The organism is Micromonospora sp. H61, assembly GCF_018070325.1.
Lineage (GTDB): Bacteria > Actinomycetota > Actinomycetes > Mycobacteriales > Micromonosporaceae > Micromonospora > Micromonospora salmantinae.
The window spans coordinates 1-15,173 of the sequence record NZ_JAGPXY010000029.1 but is presented as its reverse complement, the minus strand read 5'-3'; the positions used below and the strand labels follow the sequence as shown (position 1 = coordinate 15,173).

Annotated in this window: 17 protein-coding genes; 10 read left to right on the top strand and 7 right to left on the bottom strand. The window is 71.7% G+C overall.

From position 1 onward, the window contains the following. The first annotated feature begins 299 nt into the window (after positions 1-299). Positions 300-1,442 carry a geranylgeranyl reductase family protein gene (locus KBX08_RS16730; RefSeq protein WP_210784416.1) on the top strand — a complete coding sequence of 381 codons (1,143 nt, stop codon included), beginning with the start codon at positions 300-302 and terminating at the stop codon, positions 1,440-1,442. 31 nt (positions 1,443-1,473) lie between these two features. Next, complete coding sequence (locus tag KBX08_RS16725) at positions 1,474-2,244, top strand: isoprenyl transferase (protein ID WP_091394347.1); 771 nt, start codon at positions 1,474-1,476, stop codon at positions 2,242-2,244. Between the two features lie 42 nt (positions 2,245-2,286). Here the strand turns inward: KBX08_RS16725 and otsB are convergent, their stop codons facing one another. The 3 genes from otsB to KBX08_RS16710 form a co-directional block, all read right to left on the bottom strand. Next, positions 2,287-3,111 carry a trehalose-phosphatase gene (gene otsB, locus KBX08_RS16720; protein WP_210784415.1) on the bottom strand — a complete coding sequence of 275 codons (825 nt, stop codon included), beginning with the start codon at positions 3,109-3,111 and terminating at the stop codon, positions 2,287-2,289. 67 nt (positions 3,112-3,178) lie between these two features. Continuing rightward, on the bottom strand, positions 3,179-3,532 hold the full coding sequence (locus KBX08_RS16715; RefSeq protein ID WP_210784414.1) for a hypothetical protein: 354 nt from the start codon (positions 3,530-3,532) through the stop codon (positions 3,179-3,181). Between the two features lie 162 nt (positions 3,533-3,694). After that, entirely contained in the window at positions 3,695-4,138 is a 444-nt protein-coding gene (locus KBX08_RS16710; RefSeq protein WP_091394342.1) for an XRE family transcriptional regulator, read from the bottom strand. A gap of 264 nt (positions 4,139-4,402) precedes the next feature. On the opposite strand from KBX08_RS16710, the gene KBX08_RS16705 reads away from it, so the two are divergent. The 6 genes from KBX08_RS16705 to KBX08_RS16680 all read left to right on the top strand — a co-directional run bounded on the left by KBX08_RS16705 (position 4,403) and on the right by KBX08_RS16680 (position 9,735). Next, a complete protein-coding gene (locus KBX08_RS16705; RefSeq protein WP_030328857.1) occupies positions 4,403-4,747 on the top strand; it encodes a hypothetical protein in 345 nt (114 codons plus the stop codon). A gap of 31 nt (positions 4,748-4,778) precedes the next feature. After that, positions 4,779-5,114 (top strand): hypothetical protein, encoded by a 336-nt coding sequence (locus KBX08_RS16700; RefSeq protein WP_210784413.1) that lies wholly within the window; start codon positions 4,779-4,781, stop codon positions 5,112-5,114. Between the two features lie 414 nt (positions 5,115-5,528). Next, a complete protein-coding gene (locus KBX08_RS16695) occupies positions 5,529-6,944 on the top strand; it encodes a PhoH family protein (RefSeq protein WP_210784412.1) in 1,416 nt (471 codons plus the stop codon). A gap of 277 nt (positions 6,945-7,221) precedes the next feature. Next, positions 7,222-7,899, top strand: a complete 678-nt coding sequence (locus KBX08_RS16690; RefSeq protein ID WP_210784411.1) for a lytic transglycosylase domain-containing protein — start codon at positions 7,222-7,224, stop codon at positions 7,897-7,899. Between the two features lie 106 nt (positions 7,900-8,005). Then, on the top strand, positions 8,006-8,659 hold the full coding sequence (locus tag KBX08_RS16685; RefSeq protein ID WP_210784410.1) for a rhomboid family intramembrane serine protease: 654 nt from the start codon (positions 8,006-8,008) through the stop codon (positions 8,657-8,659). Between the two features lie 107 nt (positions 8,660-8,766). Beyond that, positions 8,767-9,735: an NAD(P)/FAD-dependent oxidoreductase gene (locus KBX08_RS16680; RefSeq protein ID WP_210784469.1), complete on the top strand. Its 969-nt coding sequence runs from the start codon at positions 8,767-8,769 to the stop codon at positions 9,733-9,735. Positions 9,736-9,788: 53 nt separating this feature from the next. Here the strand turns inward: KBX08_RS16680 and KBX08_RS16675 are convergent, their stop codons facing one another. Further along, positions 9,789-10,775: a DMT family transporter gene (locus KBX08_RS16675; RefSeq protein ID WP_307850567.1), complete on the bottom strand. Its 987-nt coding sequence runs from the start codon at positions 10,773-10,775 to the stop codon at positions 9,789-9,791. Next, complete coding sequence (gene glpX, locus KBX08_RS16670) at positions 10,772-11,803, bottom strand: class II fructose-bisphosphatase (RefSeq protein ID WP_091394313.1); 1,032 nt, start codon at positions 11,801-11,803, stop codon at positions 10,772-10,774. The genes KBX08_RS16675 and glpX overlap by 4 nt, the downstream gene beginning before the upstream one ends. Positions 11,804-11,962: 159 nt before the next feature. On the opposite strand from glpX, the gene KBX08_RS16665 reads away from it, so the two are divergent. Next, a complete protein-coding gene (locus KBX08_RS16665) occupies positions 11,963-12,610 on the top strand; it encodes a DUF4245 domain-containing protein (RefSeq protein WP_210784409.1) in 648 nt (215 codons plus the stop codon). 204 nt (positions 12,611-12,814) lie between these two features. Beyond that, the gene (locus KBX08_RS16660) at positions 12,815-13,660 is read left to right on the top strand and encodes a hypothetical protein (RefSeq protein ID WP_210784408.1); all 846 of its coding nucleotides are present in this window, start codon (positions 12,815-12,817) and stop codon (positions 13,658-13,660) included. A gap of 43 nt (positions 13,661-13,703) precedes the next feature. On the opposite strand, the gene KBX08_RS16655 is transcribed toward KBX08_RS16660, so the two are convergent. Next, positions 13,704-13,925, bottom strand: a complete 222-nt coding sequence (locus KBX08_RS16655) for an exodeoxyribonuclease VII small subunit (protein WP_030328827.1) — start codon at positions 13,923-13,925, stop codon at positions 13,704-13,706. Positions 13,926-13,970: 45 nt separating this feature from the next. Next, on the bottom strand, positions 13,971-15,173 hold a 1,203-nt coding region (gene xseA, locus KBX08_RS16650), incomplete at its 5' end, for an exodeoxyribonuclease VII large subunit (protein WP_210784407.1).

Genomic DNA, 15,173 nt, shown 5'->3' with positions numbered 1-15,173 from the left:
CCACGCCCATCCCCCCTTTGCTCTGCACCCCGATAGGCGACAGTCGCGGACGGTAACCGTCGCGTCCGCGGGTGCAGAGCAAAGGAGGGTGGGTGGGACCGGCTGGCCCGGTGCGGGAGCGGTCTTCGAGGGCGGGCAGGGGGCAGGATGGCGGGTGGCGTCGGTCACAGCGGCCGGCGTCGGGGCGGCTGCGGAGATGGTCGGCGCGGCTGCGGAGATCGTCGGGCGGCCGGCCGCAAGGCCGACCGGGTCGCCCGGCGGGAGCGGCCGCGCCGCGTCGGACTGGAGGGAGGCGCGCGGTGGACGACGAGTTCGACGTGGTGGTGGTGGGGGCGGGGCCGGCCGGGGCGGCAGCCGCGCTGACGGCGCGCCGGGCCGGTGCCAGCGTGCTGCTGCTGGACCGGGCCGATTTTCCCCGGGACAAGGCGTGTGGTGACGGGATCGCCGCGCACTCGGTGGACGTGCTCGCCGAGCTGGGGGTGACCGAGGCGGTGGCGGGTTACGCGCCCCTGCCGGCGCTGCGCATGATCTCGCCGGGCGGCGGTGCGGTGGCTCGGGCGCTGCCCCGACCCGCGTACACGGTGCCCCGGGAGGTCTTCGACGCGCGGCTGGTGGCGGCCGCGGTGGCCGCCGGCGCGCAACTGCGCCGGCACACGGTGCGCCAGGTCGAGCCGCGCGCGGACCGGGTGGTGCTCGACGGGCAGGTGTCCGGCCGGGTGGTGATCGGCGCGGACGGCGCCGGCTCGGTGGTACGTCGGGCGCTGGGCCATCCGCAGAACCCCGACCGGCACCTCGCGCTGGCCATCCGGGGGTACGCCCCGGCTCTGCCTGGCCCGTCCGAGCAGCTCATCGTCACCTCGAAGGCGCGTTGGCCGGCGTACGCCTGGTCGTTTCCGATCGGTGACGGACGGGCGAACGTCGGGTACGGGGAGGTCCTGCGCGGCGAGCCGCTGAGCCGCGCGTACCTGCTGGACCGGCTGGCCGCGCTGCTGCCCGGCACCGATCTGGCGACCGTCACCGCGTTGCGCGCGCATCACCTGCCGCTCTCCACCCACCGGCCGTCGCCGGGGCGAGGGCGCACGCTGTTGGCCGGGGACGCCCTGTCACTGATCAATCCGTTCACCGGGGAGGGGATCTTCTACGCGTTGCTCTCCGGCGCGCTCGCCGGGTCGGCGGCGGCCAGGTCGCCCGAGGGCGCGGCTGGCCGCTACGCCGACGGGTTGCGTCGCCGCCTCGGCACCCACCTGCGGCACAGTTCGGTAGCGGCCTGGTTGGCCCGGCGACGCCGGGTGGTGGACGCGGCGGTCCGGGCCGCCCGTCGGGACGACCGGGTGTTCTACGACGTGGTCGAGTTGGGACTGGGTGACGGACGCCTCACCGCTCGTACGCTCGCGCTGATCGGCGCCGGTCTGGGCGGCGGGGATGGGGCTCCGAGGCAGTGAACTGGCTGAAGGGTCGCTACGCTGCTAGGTGATGACGCTGCGGAACCTTATCTACTCCGTGTACGAGCGCCGGCTCACGGCGAAGCTCGCGGGTAAGCCGGTGCCCCGGCACGTCGGGGTGATGTGCGACGGCAACCGCCGATGGGCGAGGGAGATGGGCTTCGTCGACCCGAACGACGGGCACCGGGTCGGCGCGGCGAAGATCAAGCATGTCCTCGGCTGGTGTGACCAGGCCGGCGTCGGGCACGTGACCCTCTATCTGCTGGCCACCGACAACCTGCGCCGTCCGGCCGCCGAACTGGACCCGCTCCTCAAGATCATTGAGGACCTGGTGGTGGAGCTCTCCGAGGAGGGCAACCCCTGGCGACTGCGCATCGTCGGGGCGCTCGACCTGCTGCCGGCGCAGACGGCGGCGGCGCTCAAGGGCGCCGAGGAGCGCACCCGCGAGCGCACCGGCGGCGCGGAGGTCAACATCGCGGTGGGCTACGGCGGCCGCCGGGAGATCACCGACGCGGTCCGTTCGCTGCTGCTGGAGCATGCCGCCACCGGAGGCACGATCGAGGAGTTGGCCGAGGTGCTGGACGTCGAGCACATCGCCGAGCACCTCTACACCCGGGGCCAGCCCGACCCGGACCTGGTCATCCGCACCAGCGGCGAGCAGCGGCTGTCCGGTTTCATGCTCTGGCAGTCCGCGCATTCGGAGTTCTACTTCTGCGAGCTCAACTGGCCGGATTTCCGGCACATCGACTTTCTGCGGGCCCTGCGCTCGTACGCCACCAGGCAACGCCGCTACGGCGCCTGAGCCGGCGGCGACGCCGTCGGTCGCCGCCGGAGTCAGGTCAGTTCAGGGCAGGTGGGTCAGCGCCCGGGTGAGGAAGTCGCCCAGGGCGGCCGGCGACTCGATGGTCAGGTCGGCGGCGTTGGCCACCTCGTGCCCGGTCTCCGGGTTGGCCACCGCCACGCAGACACCGAGGAAGTCCGGGTCGGCGGCGGCGCGAGCGCGCAGCGCGGCGAAGGCCTTGATGTCGGAGACGTCGTCGCCGAAGTACCAGGCGCCGGTGGCACCCTTGATCGCCTCGCCGATCACCATGCCCTTGTCCCGGTCGACAGGTGGCTTGAGCTCCAGCACCATCCGCCCGGCCTGCGAGCGCAACCCCAGACGGTCGGCCTGCGCCTGCCCCCACTGCTGCACCGTCGCGCCGAGTCGCGGGGCGGTACGCCAGTGCAGCGCGACCGAGAGCCGCTTGTACTCGACAAGCGTGCCGGGTGGCAGTTCTGCCCGAGCCAGGTCGGCCAGCTCCGCCATTGTCGGCACCCAGGGCAGCGCGGCAGGTTCGGTGACCGTCTCGCCGCCGGAGTGGCTGTGCTCCAGGCCGTAGAGGCCGTAGAGGTCCACACCGACGAGCCCGCCGAGCTGATCCCGAAGGAACTCGACGGGTCGGGCGGACACGATCGCGACCCGCTGCACGACCGGGGCGAGCGCCTCGATCGCTGCCAACGCCTTGGGCGCCGGGCGTACCGCGGTCGGATCGTCGTCGACGGGCGCGAGCGTGCCGTCGAAGTCGAAGAAGAGCACGGTCCCGGCCGCCCGGCTGGCGGTTATCCGCCAGGCCTGGTCGGCGTTCAACGGGGTTCTCGGCTGCTGATTGCCCAGATTCAACGGCGGCACGCGCGTCAGCGTACCCCGGCGATCCAGGCTCATTCCTGGCCGAGCGGACCCATTGAGCGGTACGCGATCAGCGTTCGGCGGCTCCTCGTCCGCGCCGGCCGAACGGCACCACCGCCGCCTCCTGGCCGTGGCTCAACAGGTAGCCCTCCACGAACCCGGTGTTGCGATCGCCGGTGTGGTTGTCGATCTCGTTGAGCCGTGCCACCAGGAACTCGGTGAGCGCGCTGATTCGGTTGTTCAGACGCTCGTGCAGCTCGGCGACGACGGCCAGGACGACCGCGGTGCCGGCGGTGATGAGCGCAAAGAGGTTGACGAGCAGCGGCAGCTGCCCGCCGTCGACCGCGAGGGTCACCGTGTTGCCGGTCGCCCACAGTGTCACCGACACCGTTGCGACCACGACTGCCAACCACTTCAGGGTCATGGACAGACCCCTCCTTCTGTCCCGCAGGGCTGGGTTCGGCCTTGTCCCGTCCCCCCGCCGATGACGAGCCCAAGCAGTACGAATAGGGACGCTAGCGTGCCCGTTCCAGCCCCGGAGGCAAACGAATGAACCTGACCAGGCGTTCTTTCGCTATCTGAGGAACTAGCCTGCCTGATTGCCCCTTTTTCGGACATCGACCGGCAACGTTGGGCGGTATGCGAGGTATCTGATGGTTTCCCGGATGTGGAACTTCTCCGCGTCCGACACCTGCGGATCGACCAGACGGCGCAGCAGCGCCTCCACGTCGGGGTCCATCGGAGGGGCGGCCTGGCCGGTGCGAGGGCCGGCCGCAGCGCGGTCCCAGCCGAGTGCGGCGAACGCGGCGGCCGGGTTCAACCCCAGGCCCTCGCAGAAGGCGACCACCCGCTCGGCCTCCGGGTCGCTGGCCCAGTCGCCCCGGACCCAGCGGTTGATGGTCTGCCGGGAGACGCCGGTGCGCCGGGACACCTCGGTGCCGCTCCAGGCTCGGGTCGCCCGTGCCTCGTCCAGAGCCCGCCGGACGAAGGTGGCGAAGGCGATCTTCCGCGCATTGGCCGTCTCGGTCACTCCGTGACGGTACGGCCAGCCGGCCGAGGGTGCGCGCCCCGGCTCGCCACTGTCACGCAGACGTGACGAGGAGTTCGGATTTCCGGTAAACGAGTCAGTGCCACTGTTGAGGGGTGTCACGCGGGCAGAATAGATGAACGTAGTGGCAAACGTAAGCGTACGAAAAGCTGATACTGTCACGCCCATGGGACAATCTACGGTGTGTCACGTGCATGAGACGATTGGTGCTCACATGCGTCACGCCCCCGGTGCCAGGGGGTCGTGGTGACCGAGCTCGCCACCCGCGCCCAGGCCTTCGGGCTGATCGCCGAGGGGGTCGCCGCAGGGCTGACCGCCCCCTGGCGCCTCTACCTGGCCCGAGGCTGCCGCTACCTGTCGCTGAGCGTCGGTGATCGTGCCGAGTGGAACGCCTGGCGTACCCATCTCGGCTGCCCGGAGCTGAGCGTCCGGGTCTACGACGCCGGCGGCGAGATCCGCCGGTCCTCGGTGGCCGAAGTCGTGCTGGACGGCTGCCGGATCAGCGTCGAACTGGTCGAGGAGGTCAGCACCGACGACCTGGACCGGCTGCTCGTCGCCGACCCCACCACGATCGAGCCGGAGGAGCGATGACCTGGCGTCCCGGCTGGGCCGGAGCTGCCCGATGAGCCCGTTTCTCGCGGTGTTCCTCGTCCTGGTGCTCGGTGCCACCAGTTACGCGGCCGGCCGGCTGCACGGGCAGCTCAGCTACCGCATCGGCTACCGCTTCGGTTACCGGCAGGGCTACTTCGACGGTGACCGGGGCGCCTGGAACCGGCGTCGGCGGGACGCCCAGGCGGCGATCGCCTCGGCCCTGTCGGTCTCGCCCGCGGGCGTGGCCCGCTCCGCCGGCGCTGTCGAACGCCCCGGCACCACGTACACCGGCTCGTCGTTCAGCGCGCCGGCCGCCCCGATCACCGGGCGGCACCCGACCGGCACGCTCGTCCGACGTACCGGTTGAGGTCGGTCGGCGGGGCTGCCCCGCCGACCGGCGCCACGAGCGCGGTGCGTCGTCCGCGGCGGACACGCACCGTCGGGGTCACGTCAGACCGGTGACGGTGGCCCCACCCGGCCGGGATGCGCGCAGGGGGCATGCATCCCGGCCGGTTCCGCCGCGTTCGCGACAATGCCTTTCGGCTGGTGCGGGCGTCGACGGAGCCCTGTTCATGAGCGCGGCCTGGGAGATCCACGTTCGGCCCCTAGCCGGGAGGGTCCGGCGGGGCTAGCGTCTAGGCATGGCACGGGGTTCTCCCGCGCCAGCCGGTCCGCCCGGATCTGCGACCTCGCGCATGGGGTTCCGCATCCGACCCCGTGTCCCCGGGCACCGGAGGAGGCGGAACACGGGTGGCGGGTGCCCATCCGTCGGAGCAGGCCTGTGACGACTCGCCGTACCACCGCCGGTGCCGACCAGACCCCGGCCGCGACTGCCACGCCCCGCCGAGCCACCAGGAGCCGCCGTTCGGCGGCCGCCGCGCCGGCCGACCCCAAGGAGCCACGACCAGCCGGCCAGGCATTTGTCCTGGACACGTCGGTGCTGCTCTCCGATCCGGCGGCGTTCCACCGGTTCGCGGAGCACGAAGTGGTGCTACCTCTGGTGGTCATCACCGAGTTGGAAGGCAAACGGCACCATCCGGAGCTGGGCTGGTTCGCCCGGCAGTCGCTGCGGATGCTCGACGACCTGCGGGTTCGGCACGGCCGACTCGACCGCCCGGTGCCCGCCAACGATGTCGGCGGCACCCTGCGGGTGGAGCTCAACCACACCGACGACGGGGTCCTGCCGCCCGGTTTCCGCACCGAGAGCAATGACGCCCGGATCCTCTCCGTCGCGCTCAACCTCGCCGCAGAGGGGCGGGAGGTGACCCTGGTCAGCAAGGACATGCCGTTGCGGGTCAAGGCGGCCTCGGTGGGTCTGCGTGCCGACGAGTACCGCCACGGCCAGGCCAGCGACCCGACCTGGACCGGTATGTCGGAGATGGAGTTGAGCGAGGAGCAGATCGGCCAGCTGTACGCCGGCGAGACGCTCGACCTCGACGAGGCGGCCGGGCTGCCCTGCCACACCGGTCTGGTGCTGCACTCGGGGCGTGGTTCCGCGCTCGGTCGGGTGCTGCCGGACAAGTCGGTGCGTCTGGTCCGGGGCGACCGGGAGGCGTTCGGGCTGCACGGCCGCTCGGCCGAGCAGCGGATCGCCCTCGACCTGTTGTTGGACGAGTCGATCGGGATCGTCTCGCTGGGTGGCCGGGCCGGCACCGGCAAGTCGGCGCTGGCGCTCTGTGCCGGGCTGGAGGCGGTGATGGAGCGCCGCCGCCACAAGAAGGTGATCGTGTTCCGCCCGCTGTACGCCGTCGGTGGCCAGGAGTTGGGCTACCTGCCGGGCTCGGAGTCGGAGAAGATGTCGCCGTGGGCCCAGGCGGTCTTCGACACGCTCGGCGCGGTGGTGCACGAGAACGTGCTGGAGGAGGTCACCTCGCGGGGCATCCTGGAGGTGCTGCCGCTGACCCACATCCGCGGACGCAGCCTGCACGACGCCTACGTGATCGTGGACGAGGCCCAGTCGCTGGAGCGCGGGGTGCTGCTGACAGTGCTGTCCCGGATCGGGCAGGGCTCCCGAGTGGTGCTCACTCACGACGTGGCCCAGCGCGACAATCTGCGGGTCGGCCGGCACGACGGGGTGACGGCTGTCATCGAGGCGCTCAAGGGTCATCCGCTCTTCGCGCACGTCACCCTCAGCCGTTCGGAGCGGTCTCCGATCGCCGCGATGGTCACCGACCTGCTGGAGGACATCCCGATCTGACGGGTATTATGTGGGCCTTTGTCCGCATTTTTAGTGTGGCGCAGGTCACAAACGGCCTGGTTGGTTTCCCATCAGCCTCACTGTGCGCAATCGTGTCCCACGAGCGTCCACGCACCACCGGAATCGTTGGCGATCGTTCGTCCCGAGACGGACGACATCGGCGAAGGTCGGTGCGTCGGCGCGGCCGGCAACCGGTCGGGGCGCTCGTGGCACGGCTGACGGCCCACCTGTGGTCTGCGCCGCGCCACGTCCTTGCTCCCGACGAAGGGACCACTTCGTGAGTCGGCTGTGGAGCCGGTTGGGCGCCCGTACGGCTGCTGTAGCGCTGCTCTCCGTGGGCGTTGCCGGTGGCTTCTACCTGGGCGAAGACCGGGAAACCCAGCAACAGGGTCTGACCGAGCAGGTCAGTCTCGAGGTCGACCGGGCCGACCTCGCGTACCAGCGCGAGCGGCAGGCCGCCCACCAGGTGCAGTTCTCCAAGCAGCGGGCCGCCGAGTACCAGGCCAAGCTGCGGGCGAAGCAGGCCGCCAAGGAGGCCGCCGAGCGGGCCCGCCGGGCCGAGGCCGCCGCGGCGTCCCGCAAACGCGAACGCGCGGCCGCCAACGCGCCAGCCAAGCCGTACGACGGGCCCATCCCGGCGTCCTGCGCGGAGTACAGCGGCAACCGCAAGACCGGCTGCGCGCTGATGATCGCCGCCGGCTTCGGCATCGCCGAGTTCCCGTGCCTGGAGAAGCTCTGGACCAAGGAGAGCGGCTGGAACCACAAGGCCAACAACTCCTCGTCCGGTGCGTACGGCATCCCGCAGTCTCTGCCGGGCAGCAAGATGGGCTCCGTCGCGTCCGACTGGCGGACCAACCCCGCCACGCAGATCAAGTGGGGATTGGGCTACATCAAGGGCAGGTACAAGACGCCCTGCGGTGCCTGGACCTACTTCCAGAACAACAACCACTACTGACGGCTGTCGAAGGCGGGGCAGGTGGCTCTCCACCGCCCCGCCTTCGCGCGTACTCCGGACGGGACGTGAGTGGCGGTCGGCCGCTTTTGCTGATAGCAGTTGTGGAGTGACCCTGCACCCGTCAAGCGGCGACCCCTATCAGTTCGGCACCGAGGCGTTCTACGCCGCGCTCGGCCGGGCGTTCGTCGCCATGTGCGCGGTGGTCCCGTTCCTCTTCCTCATCGAGGCCGTCGACCAGGGGCTCGCGTTCGGCCTGGACGCCACCGCCGGCATCATCCCGCAGCGCATCGACGGGCTGGACGGGGTCTTCTTCTCCCCGTTCCTGCACCACGGTTTCGACCACCTCTACAGCAACAGCATCCCGCTGATCCTGCTGGGCACCTTCGTCCTCGCCGCCGGCGCCCGCCGGTTCCTCTGGTCGACCCTGGTCATCATCCTGGTCAGCGGGCTCGGCGTGTGGTTCACCGGCTCACCCAACTCGGTGGTGGTCGGCGCCAGCGGTGTCATCTTCGGCTACCTGGGCATCCTGCTCACCCGGGGCATCGTCGAGCGCAGCTGGTGGAACTTCGCGGTCTTCCTCCTTGTCGGTCTGCTCTACGGCTGGCAATTGGTCGGCATCCTCCCCACCGACGAGCGGATCTCCTGGCAGGGGCACCTGTTCGGCCTGCTCGGCGGGGTGGTGGCGGCGATCCTGTTCCGCCGCCGACGACCCGCCGTGGGCGGCCCGGACTACTCGGGCTCCACGCTCAGCCTGCCCTGAGGCGATTCTCCGGCGCGGCCTCTGGGACGTGCTTGCCCGGCCGTCGCCGCCCGCTTACGGTCGAGATCAGCACGCGTTGATCCGTGAGCGGAAAGCGACGGTACGCCATGCGCGAGGTTGATGTCGCCGTGATCGGGGCCGGTCCGGCCGGCCTCTTCGCCGCGTACTACGCCGGGTTCCGAGGGCTGTCGGTGGCGGTGATCGACGCGTTGCCCGAGCCGGGCGGTCAGATCACCGCCATGTACCCGGAGAAGCTGATCCTCGACGTCGCCGGCTTTCCCGCGGTCAAGGGCCGCGACCTGGTGGCCAACCTGGTGGCCCAGGCGGCACCGTTCGGTCCGGAGTACCTGCTCGGCACCCGGGCGGAGAAGCTCGCCTACGCCGACGGCCGCCCGGTGCTCGGCCTGGCCGGTGGCGAGCAGCTCGCGTGCGGCGCGATAGTGGTCACCGGCGGGCTCGGCAGCTTCAGCCCTCGGCCGTTGCCGTGCGCCGACGGCGCCCCCGGCTCGGGGATCGTCTACTTCGTGACCGAGCCGACCGAGCTGACCGATCGGGACGTGCTGATCGTCGGTGGCGGCGACTCCGCGTTCGACTGGGCGCTGGCGCTGCAACCGCTGGCCCGGTCGGTGACTCTGGTGCACCGCCGGGAGAAGTTCCGGGCCCACGCGTCGACGGTCGCCCGGGTGCTGTCCCTGCCGGTGCGGGTGGTGGTCAACGCCGAGGTCACCAGGCTGCTCGGGGACGGCGCGGTGACCGGTGCCGAGGTGACGGTGCGCGGCGGCGCGACCGAGACGCTGCCGGTGCACACCGTGGTGGCCGCCCTCGGCTTCACCGCCGACCTGGGCCCGCTCGCCGAGTGGGGGCTACGGCTGGACCGCCGGCACATCCTGGTCGACAGCGCGATGGCCACCAACCTGCCCCGGGTCTTCGCGGCGGGTGACATCACCGAGTACCCGGGCAAGGTCCGGCTGATCGCCACCGGCTTCGGTGAGGCGGCGACGGCGGTCAACAACGCGGCAGTGGCCATCGACCCGAGCGCACACCTCTTCCCCGGGCACTCCTCCGACGCCGGTTGACATTCGTCGTCGATGGCGGAGCGACGGTCACTGACGAGGTCGGATCTCTGCCGTCACACTCGGGACTCACGTCGGCGCGCGGGTGGCGCCAGCGCGGCGATCAGCACCGCCACCATGGTCAGCGCCGCCCCGAGCAGAGTGTTCACACCCGGATGCGAGGCCGCTGTGGGGAGGATCAGGTCCAGCAGGACGGCGCCCACGATCTGCCCGGCGATGGTGGCCAGGCCGAGCAGCAGCACACCGGTGAAGCGGACGATCGCGGCGGCGATCGCGATGAACACGATGCCGATCGGACCGCCCAGGTAGAGCCACGGCTCGGTCGGCAGGTGGCCGCCGGGCCAGCCGCGTACGGCGATGTCGATCGCGAACGTGACGAGCAGGGTGACAGTGCCGACGGAGAAGTTGACAAGCGTGGCGGTCAACGCACTGTCGGCCGCCGCTCGGACCCGGCCGTTGACGGCCTGCTGCCAGGCGATACCCACCCCGGCGAGCAGCGGTAGCAGGGCCAGCGCCAGCGCGCCCGGTTCGCCAAGACGGTCGCCGACCGCCAGGCCGACCGCGAGCACTGTGAGCACCGCGCCGGCCAGCCGCTGCCGGGTGATCGGCTGCCGGCCGGTCGGCCCGATCCCGGCCCGGTCCACGGCGAGGCTGCTGCCGGTCTGGCCGGCGACCACCGCCACGGTGAAGACCGCCACGCCCAACGTGCCGATGGTGAGGCCCTGGGTGGCCACCAGGAAGGCTCCGCACATCCCGCCGAGGCACTGCCACGGCCGCAGCGTGCCGGTCCGCAGGGCCCGCCGCGTCGCGGCCAGCCCTCGCCGACCACCGGGGGTGGCGGGCACCAGCACCAGCAGCAACAGCAGGCCGGTGCCGAACGAGACGACAGCGGCGGCGAAACCGTCGTCGAGGCGTACCCCCAGCTCGCCGTTGATGCGCGACTGCACCGCCACCGCGACCCCGGAGGCCGACGCCAGCGCGACGCCGGTTATCCGGCGGGCGGCCGACAGGGTCTGCGGGGTCGCCGTGTCGGCGGCTGTCACTCCTGCTCGGCCAGCGGACGACCGTCGAAGTCGACAGCGGAGTAGAGCGCCAGCTTCTCCAGCCGGTGGTACGAGTCGATCACCCGGATGGTGCCGCTCTTCGAGCGCATGACGATCGACTGGGTGTACGCGCCGCCGGCCCGGTAACGCACCCCGCGCAGCAGGTCGCCCGAGGTGACCCCCGTCGCCACGAAGAAGCAGTTGTCGCCGGTGACCAGATCGTCGGTGCCCAGCACCCGGTCCAGGTCGTGCCCGGCGGCGATCGCCTTCTCCCGCTCCTGCTCGTCGCGCGGCCACAGCTTGGCCTGCATCGCACCACCCATGCACTTCAGCGCGCACGCGGAGATGATGCCCTCCGGGGTGCCGCCGATGCCCATCAGGACGTCGACGTCCGACTCGCCCCGGGCCGCCGCGATGGAGCCCGCGATGTCGCCGTCGGAGATGAACCGGATCCCCGCCCCGGTTCGGCGGATCTGCGCGACCAGGTCGTCGTGACGGCTCCGGTCGAGCACGCAGACGGTCACCTCGGAGACGTCGGTGCCCTTGACCTTGGCGATCCGGCGCAGGTTCTCCGCCACACCGGCGTTGATGTCGATCACGTCGGCGTACGCCGGCCCGACGGCGAGCTTCTCCATGTAGAACACGGCGCTCGGGTCGAACATCGCACCGCGCTCGGAGACGGCGAGCACCGCCACCGCGTTCGGCATGCCCTTGCTCATCAGGGTGGTGCCGTCCACCGGGTCGACGGCGACGTCCACCTCCGGGCCGGTGCCGTCGCCGACGTGCTCGCCGTTGAAGAGCATCGGGGCGTTGTCCTTCTCGCCCTCGCCGATCACCACCACACCGCGCATCTGGATCGAGTTGATCAGCTTGCGCATCGCGTCGACAGCGGCCCCGTCGCCGCCCTCCTTGTCGCCCCGACCGACCCACCGGCCGGCGGCCATCGCCGCGGCCTCGGTGACCCGGACCAGGTCGAGGGCAAGGTTTCGGTCGAGATCCTGTGGGATCCGCGTCCTGGTGTTCGTCATGACGGCTACTCCTCCTCGCGACGGTGCGGGGACGACCGGCGGCGGGGTGGCCCTCACTGCCGGCTTTGTCGCTGATCCTCACACGATGGCCGACCGGGCGTCGGCGCGGGGCGGTGATGGCCCGGATACCGCCGGTCGGGCGGCTGCGAAGATAACGGGGTGGAACCCGCACAGCCAGCCGACCGCGTACCCGCCGACCGCACGCCGCCCGACGGCCAGCCGCCGGCCGACGTCCCCGCCGGCCGTGGCGGTGAGCCCGCCGCGACCGACCCGACCCCACCGCCGCCGGCGGTGTCCGGCAAGTCCGAGCGGTCGCCGAAGGACATGGCGATCTCGCTGCTGGTGCTGCTCGTCCCGATCGCGCTGCTGCTGGCGTTCTACCGGGGATTCCTCGGCGGCGACCAGGCCACCACGGTCGATCCGGCGCCCGCCATCGAGCAGGCACGTTCGGCGAACGTCTTTCCGGTGAGTCAGCCGCAGGGGCTCGGCGCCGACTGGAAGACGGTCAGCGCCCGCTACCAGACCGTCGAGGGCGGTGCGAACCTGCGACTCGGCTACCTCACGCCGGAGGGGCGGGGCGTCCAACTGCTGCAGAGCAGCGTCCCGGCGGACCGTCTGCTCCCGGCCGAGCTGACCAGTCAGGGTCAGCCGCAGGGCCCCACCGAGCTGGCCGGGCGCTCCTGGCAGCTCTACACGGCCCGGGGGAACCAGCAGGCGCTGGTCCTGCTGGAGCCGACCCGCACGGTGATCGTCGTCGGCGACGCCCGGGACAACGAACTCCGCGAACTGGCCGGCTCACTGCGCTGACCGGACCCGGTGGGGTGGCCCACTGGCGCCGAATCTGGGCAACAGGCCCGAAGGGTGATTGTCCGACCCGTCGACAGGGAACAAGGAGGGGGTGACCCGGGCGCGCTGCTCGGCCCGGGTCGCGCGACGCAGCCGACGGTGCTGCTGCGTCGCCCGGTTTCCGGCGCCGTCCAGGTCGTCGGGTGACCCCCTTGGGAGACACGTATGACTGTTCGACGACTCGGCGCCGGCCTGGTAGCCGCCGCTCTGATCACGCCCGCACTGGCCGCCTGCGCCAGCGGAACCGGCACCGCCGGATCGACGCCGTCCCCGACGGTGAGCGCGTCCGGCACGGCGAGCGCGTCCGGCGCCCCGGTGGCGGGTGACGCCAAGCAGGCCCTGCTCGACTCCACCAAGGAGATCAGCAACGGGAACTTCCGGTTCACCCTGGCCGGCGCCGGCTCGACGGCGGAGGGGCTGGTGCACCAGCCCAGCCAGAGCGCGGCGATGAAGATCGCGATCGGTGGCCCCTCGTCCGACCTGGCGATGAAGCTCGACGTGGTCCACTTCAAGCCGGACAGCTGGGTCAAGCTGGAGCTGACCGGCCCCACCGCCGACAGCCTGCCCGCCATCAAGCAGCTCAACCTCGGCAAGTACCAGCACCTGGACCAGAACCGGATCAAGGGCAACCGCAACCTCGGCTTCGACTTCGAGAAGGTCGACCCGGCCGGTAGCGCGGTGCTCACCCAGGGCATCACCGAGGTCCGCAGCACCGGCACCGGCGCGTACGCCGGCAGCATCGACGTCACGAAGGCCGCCGAGGCGGGCTCGTTGAACGCCGCCACGATCGCCGCGCTGGGCACCCAGGCGAAGACCGTCCCGTTCACCGCGAAGGTGGACCCGCAGGGCCGGCTCAGCGAGCTCGTGCTCCAGTTGCCGGCCGCCGGGCAGACCGCCGCCCAGGAGATCAAGATGACCTACTCCGACTACGGAGCCGCCACGGCCGCGCAGAAGCCGCCGGCGGATCAGGTCGTCGAGGCGCCGGCCGAGCTGTACAGCCTGTTCAACTGACGTGCCGAGGTGGGGCGGCTCCGGCCGCCCCACCGGCGGTCGGTCAGGAAGCGGGCTCCTGCCGGGCGGCGTCGATCCGCGCCCGCGCACCGTCCAGCCAGCGTTGACAGATCACCGCCAGCGCCTCGCCGCGCTCCCAGAGCGCCAGCGACTCCTCCAGGGACGTGCCGCCGGCTTCCAGTCGCTCCACCACCGAGGCCAGCTCGGCGCGGGCCTGCTCGTAACTGAGCCGCTCGTCCGGCCCGGCCTTCGTGTCGTCAGTCATCGCGTTCATCTCAGCACACCACTCCCCACCCCGCCGCGTCGCCACTCAGCCATCGACGGTGGCGGCCAGCTCGCCGTCGGCCAGTCGTACCCGCAGCGGGTCGCCCTTGCCGACCTCCGCCGCCGCGCGGACCACGTGGCCGTCCGCGCGCTGCACTATCGCGTACCCCCGGTCGAGGGTGGCGGCGGGGGAGAGCGCGCGCAGCCGCGCGAGGGTGTGCCGCAGGTCATCCTCGGCGGCCGCGAGCCGGTGCTCCAGGCAGCGGCCGGCCCGCTGACGCAACGCGGTCAGCTCGGTCGCCCGATGCTCCACCATCACCTGGGGCCGGGCCAGCACCGGCCGTGAACGCAGCCCGTCGAGCCGGTGCGTCTCCCGGTCGACCAGGTTGCGTACCGCCCGTTCGAGGCGGTGCCGGGCCTGACCGATGAGGCGTACCTCCTCGGTGAGGTCGGGAACGACCCGCTTCGCCGCGTCGGTCGGGGTGGAGGCACGGACGTCGGCGACGTAGTCGATCAGGGGCGCGTCCGTCTCGTGGCCGATCGCGCTGACCACCGGCGTACGACAGCCGAACACCGCGCGGCACAGCGCCTCGTCGGAGAAGGGCAGCAGGTCCTCGATGCCGCCGCCGCCCCGCGCGATGATGATCACGTCGATGCTCGGGTCGGCGTCCAGCACCTTGAGCGCGTCGACGATCTGTGGCACCGCGGACGGGCCCTGCACGGCCACGTTGATCGTCCGGAACTCCACCGCCGGCCAGCGCCGTCGAGCATTTGTCAGCACGTCCCGCTCCGCCGCCGACGCGCGACCGGTGATGAGCCCGATCCGGCCGGGCAGGAACGGCAGTCGACGCTTGCGGGCGCGGTCGAAGAGCCCTTCGGCGGCGAGCAGCTTCTTGAGCTTCTCCAGTCGGGCCAGCAGCTCCCCGAGCCCCACCTGACGGATCTCGTCGGCCCGCAGGCTCAGCGTGCCCCGGGCGGCGTAGAACTCCGGCTTGGCGTGCAGCACCACGCGCGCGCCCTCGCGTAGCTCCGGCGCTCCGGAGTCCAGGACGTCCCGGTTGGTGGTGACGGTCAGGCTCAGGTCGGCCGATGGGTCACGCAGGGTGAGGAAGACCGTGCTGGCCCCCGGACGGCGGCTGATCTGCGCCACCTGCCCGTCCACCCACACCCAGCCCAGCTTGGCGATCCAGGCCCCCACCTTCTGGCTGACCACCCGTACCGGCCAAGGCTCCTCAGCGCTGCTGCCCCC

Bases quoted from the DNA above. Each gene is read 5' to 3' on its own strand.
- KBX08_RS16655 (WP_030328827.1), bottom strand. From the start codon at position 13,925: ATGACTGACGACACGAAGGCCGGGCCGGACGAGCGGCTCAGTTACGAG.
- KBX08_RS16715 (WP_210784414.1), bottom strand. From the start codon at position 3,532: ATGACCCTGAAGTGGTTGGCAGTCGTGGTCGCAACGGTGTCGGTGACA.
- KBX08_RS16725 (WP_091394347.1), top strand. From the start codon at position 1,474: ATGACGCTGCGGAACCTTATCTACTCCGTGTACGAGCGCCGGCTCACG.
- KBX08_RS16680 (WP_210784469.1), top strand. From the start codon at position 8,767: ATGCGCGAGGTTGATGTCGCCGTGATCGGGGCCGGTCCGGCCGGCCTC.
- KBX08_RS16660 (WP_210784408.1), top strand. From the start codon at position 12,815: ATGACTGTTCGACGACTCGGCGCCGGCCTGGTAGCCGCCGCTCTGATC.
- glpX (WP_091394313.1), bottom strand. From the start codon at position 11,803: ATGACGAACACCAGGACGCGGATCCCACAGGATCTCGACCGAAACCTT.
- KBX08_RS16700 (WP_210784413.1), top strand. From the start codon at position 4,779: ATGAGCCCGTTTCTCGCGGTGTTCCTCGTCCTGGTGCTCGGTGCCACC.